This window comes from Streptomyces laurentii, from assembly GCF_040635425.1.
Lineage (GTDB): Bacteria > Actinomycetota > Actinomycetes > Streptomycetales > Streptomycetaceae > Streptomyces > Streptomyces laurentii.
The window spans coordinates 99,665-111,530 of the sequence record NZ_JBEYHT010000005.1 but is presented as its reverse complement, the minus strand read 5'-3'; the positions used below and the strand labels follow the sequence as shown (position 1 = coordinate 111,530).

Below are 11,866 nucleotides of genomic sequence, written 5' to 3'. Positions count from 1 at the left end.
CGACGACGTCAGCAATGGAGCAGGCTCCGATGGACACCGACACCCTGGACAGCAGCGCGTACGTGTACAGCGCGTACATCCGCACCACGCCCGAGGAGCTGTGGCGGGCCCTCACCGACCCGGACCTCACCCGGCGCTACTGGGGCGTGACCTTCGTGACGGACTGGATCACCGGCTCGCCCATGGTCTGGGAGGAGGGCGGACGGACCACCTCCGACCCCGCGCAGGTCGTCCTCGTCGCCGAACCCGGCCGGCGTCTGTCGTACACCTGGCACACCTTCACCCCCGAATGGGCGCACGCGGTCGGCATCGACGACGACCTGTACATCCGCCTCGTCGAGGAGGGGCGGTCCAAGGTGACGTACGAGATCGAGCCGGCCGGGGACATGGTGAAGCTCACCGTCGTCCACGACGACCTCAAGGCCTCGGGCACCATCCGCGGCCTCGTCGGCGAGGGCTGGCCGGCCCTGGTCTCCAGCCTCAAGAGCCTGCTGGAGACGGGCGAGGAACTCCCCGAAGTCCCTCGCTGAACGCATGTGTCTCCCTGCGTCGTGTCCGGTCAGCGGTACTCGACGGTCAGCGTCACCGGCGCGCTCTGATTGACGAACAGGTACGCGATCGAGGGCGGCGCCGCGGCGAAGCCGAGCCGCATCTGCGTCGTCCCGCCCCGGTTCAGCGCGGCCAGGGCCGCCGCGGACAGATCGCCCGACACCGCACGGCCCGAGAAGAACGGGCCGAACTCCGCCGCGCCCGCCGCCGTCGCGGGCGCCGCCCAGTCGGCGGGCTCCACCGCACACCCGCCGAAGCAGCCCGAACGGACGTCCACCAGCAGCCGGTTGCCCGCAGGCGACGCCCAGGGATCGCCCGCCCCGCTCGACCGGTCCACCGTCAGATAGGCCCGGGTGATCTCCTTGCCCGCCGGGATCCGGGAGGTGTCGAAGGACAGCAGGGTCCGGTTCACCTTGCCGTCCGTGCCCCGGCCGAGCGCGAGGCCGTACAGGTCCTCCAGCGTGCCGACCGCCGCGCCCGAGCCGTCGGCCGCCGCCTTCACGTAGCCGTCCTGCGCGTCGACGCTCGGCAGGGTCACCGAGGTGCCGCCGGTGGGAGGGGGAGTGCTGCCGCGCAGCGCCCCGATCATCCGCATCACGGTCTCGATCTGCTTGCCGCCGTGCCGTGCGTAGGCGCTGTCGCCGAGGTAACCCCACCAGTTCCAGCAGCCGTTGGGGTTCTCCAGGGTCGCGGTCGGCGCCGCCTGCGGATACAGCACGATCATGCCGTTGGTGTCCGCGTACTCGTTGAGATGGGCGCCCTCCACGAACCGGGTCCCGAAGCCCTGGTACGCGTACCCCTGCTTGCAGCCGTGCAGGGCCACCATCAGCCTGCACTTCGCGCCACCCGCGCAGGATGCCGGGACGTACGCGAAGCCGTCGTCGCCCATCGACAGCGCGGCGGCCGAGCCGCCCGGCGCGTACGCGTTCTGGTCGAACCGGATCAGCGAGCCCGAGGGCTGCGCGGCGGGCGCGGACACCGGGCCCATCAGATGGCCGAGCATCTCGGCCTCGGCGTCGAAGCCGCAGTCGTTGAGGAACGGACTCTGCGTCACCGCACAGGAGTTGGGGCCCAGCGGGCTGATCCAGGCGTGCCCGGCGGCCGTCGTCCGGTTGTAGCGCACCCGCGCGCCGAAGTGCGTGTAGTAGTCGGCGAGCGCCGTCGCGACGGGCTGGCGCACCGTCGTGTCCCGCGTCCCGCTGAACACGTACACCGGATCGTCCGCGAGGTTCGCCACCGGGTCCACCAGCCCCTGCGCCGCCCGGTCGCGGGTCGCCTGCTCCAGCTGGGCGAGCCGGAGGTCCTGGAGGGTGTCCATACAGGCGTTGAGCGCGGTGGCCAGCATGCCCTGCGCGCAGTCGTACGGGCCGGAGGCGAAGGCCGCCGAACCGGAGACGGTCCCGGAGTAGGCCACGTGCAGCTGCGTCGCCATATAGCCGCCGGAGGACACTCCGGCCGTGTACACCGTGCTGATGTCGTACGGGGTGAGCGCGCCCGCCACCGGCGTGAGCGCCCCCGGGGCCGGGGCCGGGGCGGCTGCCGCCGAGACGGGGGACGCGGGCAGGGCGAGCGAGAACAGGGCGCCGGCGGCCGCGAGGAGCAGGGCCGCGGGCCGGCGGCGCGGCCGCCGTGGTCGTACGGAACGGAGGGAACGGGTGGGACGGGTGGCGCGAAGGGGACGCATGAGGACTCCCGTGCGGCTCGGACAGTGGGGGTTGCGCCGGAGAGTAGAGCGGCGTTCGACCGCCCCCTATGGGCCCGGACGCCACAAACGACGCCCTCACGCTGTGGGCCGGCCGGTGCCGCGAAGAGCTCTCCCCGACCCCTCCCCGCCACCGCGCCCCCGGCGGCCTGCGACGATGGCCGCATGAACGCCGACTCCCGGGACATCCGACTGACCGAGGCCGTCGCCCTGCGCACGGCGGGCCGCCGCGAGGAGGCCCGCGATCTTCTGGTCGCGCTCGCCGACCGCCACCCCGACGATGCCGAGATCGCCTACCAGACCGCGTGGGCGCACGACGTCCTCGGTCTGGAGGCCGATGCCGTCCCGTACTACGAACGCGCCCTCGCCGCCGGACCGGACGCCCTCGGCGCCGAGGACCGAGGCGGCGCGTTCCTCGGCCTCGGCAGCACCTACCGGGTGCTCGGACGGTACGAGGACGCCGTCGCCACCCTACGGCGGGGCGCCGAGGAGTTTCCCGAGGACGGTGCCCTGCGCGCCTTCCTCGCCATGGCCCTCTTCAACGCCGGAAAGGCCCACGACTCGGTCCGGACGCTGCTGCGGCTGCTCGTGGAGAGCAGCGAGGACCCGTCCGTACAGCGGTACCGCTCGGCGATCGTGTACTACGCGGAGGACCTGCACCGGGTGGAGTGAGCCGCTCCGGTCCGCGCCCGTACGGCACCCGGCGCCCCCGGACACGGCCGGTCACCGGACCGTCAGTCGTTGACGGCGGTCAGCAGGACCACGGCGTCGTCGAGAGCGGCGAGCCCGTGCCGTTCCTTCGGGATCATCTGGAGCTGGCCGGCCCTCAGCTCCTCGGACCGGCCCGCAGCCGTGAGCCGCACCCGGCCCCGCAGTACCTGGAGGCTCGCCGCCGGCGGCGCGTTGTGCTCGTCGAGGGCCGTGCCCGAGACCAGGGCGATGACACTCTGCCGGAGCACCCCGTCGTGCATCACCAGATGGGCGCTGCGTCCGTGCGAAGCGGCACGCGCCTTCCTCAGGTGCTCGTCGGCGAGGGCGTCGAGGTCGTGGGGTGCGGGCTCCTGCATCGTGTCTCCCAGCGGGCTGCGCGGACCGGTACCCATAGCCTTGCGCCTGGCGCGCGTCCCGCAACTCGGGGCCGCCCCGCCCCCGACGCGACGCCGACTCGGCCCCCGGCGCCGGGCCGTGGCGGCTAAGGCCTCAGGACGGCGGGCGGCGGGGTCCACCGGTGCTTCGGGGACACCGCGGAGCAGACCCCGTAGTCCTTCTTCAGATGCTCCGGGACCGCGTAGTGCATGACACGGCCACGGGTCAGCGACGACAGCTCGAAGACCGTGGTCAGATGCCCGAGCCGGTCCAGCAGCCACGCCCCCATCGGGGAGCGGTCCTCGACCGTCTCCAGGACCCCGAGCAGATGCGGCACCGCCTTGACCACCGTGTCCCAGGTGGTACGGGGCACCTGGAGCCAGTCGGCGCACGTGTCGCCCACGAGGTGGCGGATCAGCGAGGAGACGATCGGGTCGAAGAAGGTGCCCGGCACCACCTCCTCGTACAGGTCGATGAGCTGCCGCGTGAGCAGCGCCCCGTCGTCCGAGGGCCCCATGTGCCGGATCATGTACAGATCGAGGAAGGCGCGCGCCTCCTCCAGGGTCCGCGGGACCGCCTCCTGGTCGACGCCGAGCATGGCCCCCACCACCCGCCAGGCGTAGTAGTAGGCCTCGGCGCCTTCGTTGGACATGTGGACGCCGAGCCGGTGCAGACTGTCCAGGACCAGCATCGAGAAGAACATCTGCCCGCCGATCATGTCCTCCTGGCAGATCGGCACGCCCAGCGCCGCCGTGTCCCAGCGGTCCTCGCGCAGCAGATGATGCCGGATCGCGGCGTGCAGCAGCCGCACCTTCTGCGCCGCCGGGACGAACCGGCTGCCGGCCTCGAAGGCGTCCGGCCGCATCAGATAGAGCGTGAACTGGCCGGTCTCCGCCATCCGCTTCGAGGGGTACTTCAGACCGTGCGTCGTCGTGAGCAGCTGCGCCACGTGCGGCACGAGATAGCAGGCGGGCATGGAGGCGAAGGACAGCGCGGTGGTGATGTGCACGTCGTTGTCGGTGAAGAAGAGCCGGGCCTTCTCCATCTCGCCCCAGTCCACCCAGTCCGGCGCGGAGCTCGTGGCGTGCAGGTATTCGCGGGCCACGTCCGGCAGCCCGTCCGGCAGCGGAGCGCCCACCGTGGACACGTACCGCATCAGGGTGTTGAACCGGCCGACCTCCCCGCGCTCGAAGAGCGTGGCGACGGTGGCGTCGGCGAGTTCGTCGCCGGTCTGGCGCAGGGCGTCCATCGACGCCTCGGTGGGGATCATGCGGGCTCCTTCGACGAGCATCCGTGAGGGGGAGGAGAGTGCGGGGGGTACGGCGAAGCGGTGCGCGCCCGGGACGGCGCGGGTGCGGTACGGCGGGGGTCGGGGCGGTCAGGACGCCCGGGCCGACGCGGCGTGAGCGAGCGAGGTGAGGGCGGCGACGGTGGCCGGGGGCGCGTCGAGCTCGTCGAGGACGCGCAGCGCCTCCGCCACCCGCGCGGCGATCATGGCCTCCACCCGTTCCGGAGCCCGTACGCGACGCATCAGCTCCCGCACCTCGTCCAGATCGCCGCCCTCGGATCCGTCCCCGTCCCCGCTCCCGTCCAGGAGGGCGCGCAGCCGCGCGCGTCCGGCCGCGTCCGTGAGCCGCCAGGCCTCCGCGAGCAGCGCGGTCGGCCGCCGCCCGCGCAGGTCGTCGGCGCCGGCCTTGCCGGTGTCCGCCGGGTCGCCGAACAGCCCGAGCAGGTCGTCCCGCAGCTGGAACGCCTCGCCGAGCGGCAGCCCGTACGCCGAGTAGCCCTCGCCCAGCCGCGCCGCGGCCCCGGCCAGGGCCCCGCCGATCAACAGCGGCTGTTCGACGGTGTACTTGGCCGTCTTGTAGCGGATCACCTTCAGCGAGACCGCCGTGTCCGGCACCCCGCCCGTGTGCAGGACCTCCAGGCACTCGCCCGCGATCAGCTCCCGCGCGAGCGCCGCCCACAACGGCCGGGCCCGCCCCAGATACGCGGCGGGCAGCCCGCTCTCCACGAACAACTGCCCGGCCAGCGCCATCAGCAGATCACCCACCAGCATGGCCAGCGAGCGGGCGGCCCCGGCGGGCCGCGGATGCCCCGGGACGGCGGAGCGCAGCGCCCGGTGCGCGGTGGGCCGCCCGTGCCGCAGCGGACTGCCGTCGATCAGGTCGTCGTGCACGACCGCGGCCGCGTGCACCAACTCGACGGCGGCCGCCGCCCGGACCAGCGCGTCGCTGTCCGGCTGCCCGCCGCCCCGCCAGCCCCAATAACAGAACGCGGCCCGCAGCCGCTTGCCGTGCGCGACCGCCGCCTCCAGCTCCCCGGCCACCGGCCCGAGGGCCGGGTCGACGGCGGCCAGCGCGTCGGCCTCGCGGGCGACGAACCGGCCCAGCACCTCGTCGACCCGGGCCTTGAACGCCGCCGGGTCCCAGACGTCAGCCATCGGCCCGCGACCGCCGCTCCAGCACGTGCTGCGCCAGCACCTCCAGATGAGCCGGCGGCACCGCCGCGTACCGGTCGAGCGCGAGCCGCCCGCGCGCCCGCAGATCCTGCTCGGCGTTCTCGACGAGCCGGCCCGTGTCCGAGCGCCGCAACAGCCCCCGGACCGTTCCCATGGCCGTCCCCAGGGTACTCACCGCCAGGTCGGCGAGCCCCGCGACCAGCAGCACCGCCCCGTCGTCCGTGCCCTCCCGCGCCGCGCCGCCCGCCCGGCCTTCCCCTGCCGCCGTGCCGCCGCTCTGCGATGTCAACGCCGTTCCCCGTTCCCGCGCCCGTGCGCGCTCGTCCTCGGGTGGTCGGGCCCAGCGTGGCGGGCGGCGCGTACGGCGTGCGCGGAAAACTCACGAACGGGTGATCATCGGGCTTCCGCCCGGTCCGGGGCGAGCGCGCCCGTGAGATGGTCGTACGCGACGTGTGCGTGCAGCCGTACCCCCGTCACCAGGGTGTCGTCGTCGGCGTAGAACCCAGGATGGTGGTTGGTGACCAGACCGCGTCCGCCCGCGAGCGGGACCGGCAGACCCCGTTCGTCCAGGGCCGCGTCCTGGACGCCGAGCGTCACGTACAGCCCGCCGAACCGGTCGATGAACTCGGACACGTCGTCGTAGCCGAGCGACGGGACGGTCTCCACCACGCGCTCGGCGCCCACCACCCGGCGGAAGGTCGGCAGACCGGCGGCCACCCACGCCGCGCCGTTGCGCACCGGCGGCACCGGCTGGAGGTAGTCCACTCGGGCCGTGGCCTGGTACGCGGCGGCCGTGTGCCCGGCCAGCGTCGCCAGCCGCCGGCGTACCTCCGCCATGCCGGACTCGTCCGCGCAGCGGACCGTGCCCCACAGCGTGACGGTCTCGCCGATGATGTTGAAGCGCCCGACGTCCTCGATGTGGCCGATGGTCACGGTGACCGGATCGAACGCGGACACCTGACGGTAGAGCTGCCCGATCCCGGTGAGGATCGCGCCCGCCGCGGGCATCGGGTCGATCCCCTGCCACGGCGTGGAGCCGTGCACCTGACGGCCGGTGACGGTGATCCGGACCAGCAGGGAGGCGGCGTACTGGTTGCCGGAGAGGTAGCCCACGTGGCCCTTGGGGTACGGGGTGACGTGCATCCCGAATACCATGGTCGGCACCGGCTCGGCGAACGCGCCCTCCGCCACCATCGCCCGCGCCCCGCCCTCCTCCGTGACCGGTGGCCCCTCCTCGGCCGGCTGGAAGACGAACAGGACCGTGCCGGGCAGTTCCGCGCGGGCCTCGGCGAGCACGGCTGCCGCGCCCATCAGCATCGCCGTGTGACAGTCGTGCCCGCAGGCGTGCGAGACCGGGAACGGGCCGCCCGGGTACGTGGTGTCGACGGCCTCCGAGGCGAAGTCCGCCCCGCACCGGTCCGGCACCGGCAGCGCGTCGATGTCCGCCCGCAGCGCGATCGTGCGCGACCCCGGCCGCCCGCCCCGCAGCACCCCGACCACGCCGTGCCCCGCGATCCCCGTGCGCACCTCGTCCAGCCCGAGCGCGCGCAGGTGCTCCGCCACGAACGCGGCCGTCTTCTCCTCCCGGTTGGACAGTTCGGGATTCCGGTGCAGATGGCGGCGCCAGGCGATCACCCGGTCCGCGAGGCGCCGCGCGCCGTCGTCCAGTACGTCGTGGATGGATCGCCCGCTCACGGACACCTCCGTCTCGCCGGTGGCACCGGTCGCCCGCACGGCACCGGTGGCCCTGGGAACATGGCGGCATCGGGAGGAACCGCCGCCGGCCGCCACCCTGCCACGCCGGGCGGGTCGGAGCCACGGTGCGCCCACGGGTTCGCCGGCGCCCCCTAGAAACGGCCAGGGGAGCGGGGTGCTCGGGTACGGCGGCACGGGACGGGCCCGCGGACGTGTACCGGCCCGGCGCGTACGCCGGGCGCGAGGGGTGTGCGGGGGTGTGCGTCAGGCGGCCGGATAGCCGGGCGCGCCCCGTTCGACGATCGCCGCCGTGTCCAGGCCCGTCGGCAGGGTGCCGAAGGCGAGGCCCCCGTCGGCGTCGAGCCGGGAGGCGCAGAACGCGTCGGCGACCGCCGGATGGCCGTACCGGACGAGCAAGGAGCCCTGGAAGACCAGGGCCAGACGCTCCACCAGCCGGCGGGCCCGGAACTGGAGCGCCTCCGGATCGCCGAGTTCGGCCAGCTCCTTGCGCAGCCGCGCGACGGCGGCGTCCAGCCGCCGGTCGGCGCCGGCCGCCAGATCCACCTCGGCGAAGAACGCCTCCACAGCGACGGGCTGCCGGGCCATGGCACGCAGCACGTCGAGCGCGGCGACGTTGCCGGAGCCCTCCCAGATCGACGGCAGCGGCGCCTCGCGGTACAGCCGGGGCAGGCCCGAGTCCTCGACGAAACCGTTGCCGCCCAGGCACTCCAGGGCCTCGGCCGCGTGCGCGGGCGCCCGCTTGCACACCCAGTACTTGGTGACCGCGAGCGCCAGACGGCGCAGCTGGTCCTCCCCGTCGTCGCCCGCCGCCGCCCGGTCCACCGCGCCCGCGAGCCGCATCGCGGCGATCGTCGCGGCCTCCGCCTCGACCGCCAGGTCCGCCAGCACGTTCGTCATCAGCGGCTGGTCGATCAGCCGGGCGCCGAACGCGCGGCGGTGGGTGGCGTGGTGCACGGCGTGGACGAGACCGAGCCGCATCCCGGACGCGGAGGACAGCGCGCAGTCGAGCCGGGTCATGTTCACCATGCGGATGATGGTGGCGACGCCCCGGCCCTCCTCGCCGACCAGCCGGCCGAGGGCACCCGCGTACTCGATCTCGCCGGAGGCGTTGGAACGGTTGCCGAGTTTGTCCTTGAGCCGCTGGAGACGGATCGCGTTGCGCGAGCCGTCCGGCAGCACCCGCGGCAGCAGGAAGCAGGACAGCCCGCCGGGCGCCTGGGCCAGCGTCAGGAACACGTCCGACATCGGCGCCGAGGTGAACCACTTGTGCCCGGTCAGCGCGTACTCGCCCGCCTCGCCCGTCGGCACCGCGCGGGTGGTGTTGGCCCGCACGTCCGAACCGCCCTGCTTCTCGGTCATCGACATGCCGGCGATGAGGCCGCGCTTCCCGGTGGGGACGCGCAGGCCGAAGTCGTACGACGGGGAGGTCAGCAGCGGCTCGTACACCGCGGCCAGCTCCGGCTCGGCGCGCAGCGCGGGCACCGCCGCGTACGTCATCGAGACCGGGCACAGGTGCCCCGCGTCCACCTGTGCCCACACGAAGGTCTTCGCGGCGCGCGCCACATGGGCGCCGGGCCGGCCATCGGCCCACGGCGCGCCGTGCAGCCCGTGCTCGACGGCCACGGTCATCAGCTCGTGCCAGTACGGGTGGAACTCGACCTCGTCGATCCGGTGGCCGTACCGGTCGTGGGTGTGCAGCACGGGGGAGTGCCGCTCGGCCAGCCGGCCCCATTCCTGCGCCTCGTGGCCACCGGCCTTGACGCCCAGTTCCCGGACCTCGGACTCGGCCCAGCCCGCGCCCTCGCGGCGCAGCGCCTCCAGGAGCGCGGGGTCGGCGGAGACGTCGTGACCGGTGAGCGGCGGAACTTGGTTCGTGACCTCATGCGTGTTCTGCATCGGGAACTCCCAAGGCTCGCAGGGTGAAGGTGACGAGGGCGGGCACGGTGCCGGGTCCGGGGGACCCGGCGGTCAAGGGGCCGGTCAGCGCCTCCGCGCCCGCGCCGACCAGCGCGGAGGCGGTGAGCACCGCGTCCTGGGGCGGCAGTTCGCCGCTCCGGACACCGGCGGCGATCCGCTCGGCGAAGACGTCGCGGAAGGCGCGCCGGAACACCAGGCGTTCGGCGTCGACGGCCGGGTCGACCGGCTCGGCGAGCAGCGCGTAGGCGAGCCGGGGCGCCTTCAGGGCGCGGCTCGCGAAGGTCTCGATGACCGCCACCACCCGCTCGGCGGCGGTCCGGTGCGACGGCCGCGCGGCGGCCTCGGACACGGCGGCCACCTCACGGCCGACGACGGTGCGGAACAGCTCGACCGACAGCTCGGCCTTGCCGGCGAAGTGGCGGTACACACTGCCGGTCGCGACGCCCGCCCGCCCGGCGACGGCGGCCATGGTGCACCCGGCGTGACCGTGCTCGGCGAGCAGCCGGAGACCGGCCTCGACGATCGCGGCGCGCTGGGCGTCGAGCCGGGCCTGGACGGCGGGCGTGCGGCGGTAGGGCATGCAAGAAGTGAAGCAGCGATTCACTGCTTCGCACAGGGGGCGGGTCGGCAGCAGGGGCCGGTCGGCGGAGCCGCGATCAGGGCGAGAGCGGCACGGCGCAGCCGGGCCTCCCACGTCCGCTGGTCGGTGTCCAGCGTGTGGGCGAGGCAGCAGGTGCACGGGGGGAGCAGCGCCGTGAAGGCCCGCTCCTCGGCGGTCTCGGTCTCCGTGTCCTCCCAGTCGTCCGCCGCCGGATCGAGGGCCGCGATCTCGCCGTCGACCAGCCTCGCCGCGATCCGCCGCATCGCGTGACGTCGTGCCAGGACCCGCCCGGGGAAACCGATTCCCGCCTCGCGCACCGCCTGCTCGAACGTGTCACGGATGTCCCGGACGTCCGCGCGGCGCGACAGGCCCGCGAGTTCGCACAGCGTCGGGGTGTCCACCCCTTCCGCAAGCAACTCGGCTGCGAGCATGGGCAGTTCCTCGGGCGGAATTTCGTCCGCCTGATAGCGGCATGCCATGTTCCTCAACGCCGTGAGGCCGTCCCGTCGAGGGCCCTTCGCTGCCGGTACCGGTGTTGTGTCCGTCGCGTTCATGACCCTACGGTGCCAGTACGGCACCCCGTGAAGGCGCGTCAGGGCGTCAGGGGTGCGGCCGGCACCCTGAACCGGCGCCGGTACTCCGTCGGTGTCGTGTCCAGACGGCGGCGGAACGCCCGGACCAGGGTGTCCGTCGTGCCGAAGCCGCAGACGGACGCGATGCGCTCCAGGGTGGCGTCCGACGACTCCAGTTCGTGGCGGGCCTTCTCCACCCGGACCGACTCGATGTAGGCGTGCGGGGTCATGCCCAGCTCGGTCTTGAAGAGCCGGGTCAGGTGCCGGTCGCTGACGTGCGCGTACGCGGCGAGGTCGACGACCGTCAGCGGTTCGGCGAGGTGCCGCAGGATGTGATGGCGCAGGTCCTCGATGCGGCGGGTGGCGGCGATCCGCTCCAGCGGGACGCTGAACTGGCTCTGGCCGCTGGGACGTTTGAGGTACATGACCATCTGCCGGGCCACCCGCAGGGCGACCGCCTCGCCGAGGTCGTCGGCGATCAGGGCGAGGGACAGGTCGAGGCAGGCGCTGATCCCGGCCCCGGTCCACATGTTGTCCTCGCGGATGAAGATCGGGTCGGGGTCCACGGTCACCGCCGGATGGTCGACGGCCAGTCGCTGCGCGGTCGACCAGTGGGTGGTGGCGCGCTTGCCGTCGAGCAGCCCCGCGGCGGCGAGCAGGTGCGCGCCCACGCACACGGAGGCGATCCGGTGCGCGCGAGCGGCGAGGGTCCGGACCCAGGCGACCAGGCCGGGATCGACGACGGGATGGACGCGGCGCTCCTCGTCGACCTCCACCGCGCCCGGGACCACGAGTGTGTCGATGCCGCCCGCCGCGGCCTCCTCGAAGGTGAGGTCGGGCAGGACACGGACCCCGGCGGCGGTGGTGACGGGGGTCAGGGCCGCGGCGGCCAGCAGGACCCGGTAGCCCGCGGCCTCCTCGGTCTCGCGCAGGGCGAGCGAGAACACCTCCGGCGGCCCGGTGACGTCGAGCAGGTCGACGCCGTCGAAGAGCACGATGACGATACGGCGTCGGACGGTGTCCGGCACGGGTCCTCCCCTGGGGCACCGGTGGCGGCGGGCCACCGGCAGGCCGGTCGGTACGCGGCGGTCGGTACGGCGGTACAGCGGTTGGCGCGGCGGTCGTTCGGTGCGAGCGAGCGATGTCGGTTTCTGCGGATCAGACGTCATTGCCGACACCCGAACGGGCTCATAGTTTGGCGGACATGGCCCGGCGGACCGCTCGGGCCGCACTCCTCACCCCGTATGCCGAAGGCGGTACAC

General features: G+C 73.8%; 12 protein-coding genes. 2 read left to right on the top strand and 10 right to left on the bottom strand.

Annotated features, from left to right (window positions below):
* Nucleotides 1–29: 29 nt before the first annotated feature.
* Entirely contained in the window at nt 30–530 is a 501-nt protein-coding gene (locus tag ABZ693_RS05065) for an SRPBCC family protein (protein ID WP_359873473.1), read from the top strand.
* A 29-nt stretch (nt 531–559) separates the two neighbouring features.
* Here ABZ693_RS05065 and ABZ693_RS05060 read toward each other — a convergent pair whose 3' ends face one another.
* Complete coding sequence (locus ABZ693_RS05060; RefSeq protein WP_359873470.1) at nt 560–2,233, bottom strand: extracellular catalytic domain type 2 short-chain-length polyhydroxyalkanoate depolymerase; 1,674 nt, start codon at nt 2,231–2,233, stop codon at nt 560–562.
* A gap of 183 nt (nt 2,234–2,416) precedes the next feature.
* Here ABZ693_RS05060 and ABZ693_RS05055 point away from each other — a divergent pair, with 183 nt between their 5' ends.
* Nucleotides 2,417–2,923, top strand: coding sequence for a tetratricopeptide repeat protein (locus ABZ693_RS05055; protein WP_359873468.1), 507 nt, complete (start codon nt 2,417–2,419; stop codon nt 2,921–2,923).
* 62 nt (nt 2,924–2,985) lie between these two features.
* Here ABZ693_RS05055 and ABZ693_RS05050 read toward each other — a convergent pair whose 3' ends face one another.
* The 9 genes from ABZ693_RS05050 to ABZ693_RS05010 all read right to left on the bottom strand — a co-directional run bounded on the left by ABZ693_RS05050 (nt 2,986) and on the right by ABZ693_RS05010 (nt 11,632).
* Entirely contained in the window at nt 2,986–3,318 is a 333-nt protein-coding gene (locus ABZ693_RS05050) for a cupin domain-containing protein (protein ID WP_359873466.1), read from the bottom strand.
* Between the two features lie 125 nt (nt 3,319–3,443).
* Nucleotides 3,444–4,607 carry an oxygenase MpaB family protein gene (locus ABZ693_RS05045; RefSeq protein WP_359873464.1) on the bottom strand — a complete coding sequence of 388 codons (1,164 nt, stop codon included), beginning with the start codon at nt 4,605–4,607 and terminating at the stop codon, nt 3,444–3,446.
* A gap of 108 nt (nt 4,608–4,715) precedes the next feature.
* Entirely contained in the window at nt 4,716–5,780 is a 1,065-nt protein-coding gene (locus ABZ693_RS05040) for a polyprenyl synthetase family protein (protein WP_359873462.1), read from the bottom strand.
* Complete coding sequence (locus ABZ693_RS05035) at nt 5,773–6,087, bottom strand: polyprenyl synthetase (RefSeq protein ID WP_435842344.1); 315 nt, start codon at nt 6,085–6,087, stop codon at nt 5,773–5,775. Before ABZ693_RS05035 ends, ABZ693_RS05040 begins: the two co-directional genes overlap by 8 nt.
* Nucleotides 6,088–6,191: 104 nt before the next feature.
* Nucleotides 6,192–7,493, bottom strand: a complete 1,302-nt coding sequence (locus tag ABZ693_RS05030; RefSeq protein ID WP_359873460.1) for an amidohydrolase — start codon at nt 7,491–7,493, stop codon at nt 6,192–6,194.
* 264 nt (nt 7,494–7,757) lie between these two features.
* The gene (locus tag ABZ693_RS05025; protein WP_359873458.1) at nt 7,758–9,410 is read right to left on the bottom strand and encodes an acyl-CoA dehydrogenase family protein; all 1,653 of its coding nucleotides are present in this window, start codon (nt 9,408–9,410) and stop codon (nt 7,758–7,760) included.
* Nucleotides 9,394–10,011 carry a TetR/AcrR family transcriptional regulator gene (locus ABZ693_RS05020; RefSeq protein ID WP_359873456.1) on the bottom strand — a complete coding sequence of 206 codons (618 nt, stop codon included), beginning with the start codon at nt 10,009–10,011 and terminating at the stop codon, nt 9,394–9,396. The genes ABZ693_RS05025 and ABZ693_RS05020 overlap by 17 nt, the downstream gene beginning before the upstream one ends.
* A 20-nt stretch (nt 10,012–10,031) precedes the next feature.
* Nucleotides 10,032–10,463 carry a hypothetical protein gene (locus ABZ693_RS05015; RefSeq protein ID WP_359873454.1) on the bottom strand — a complete coding sequence of 144 codons (432 nt, stop codon included), beginning with the start codon at nt 10,461–10,463 and terminating at the stop codon, nt 10,032–10,034.
* 161 nt (nt 10,464–10,624) lie between these two features.
* Entirely contained in the window at nt 10,625–11,632 is a 1,008-nt protein-coding gene (locus ABZ693_RS05010) for a GlxA family transcriptional regulator (RefSeq protein WP_359873452.1), read from the bottom strand.
* Nucleotides 11,633–11,866: the final 234 nt, after the last annotated feature.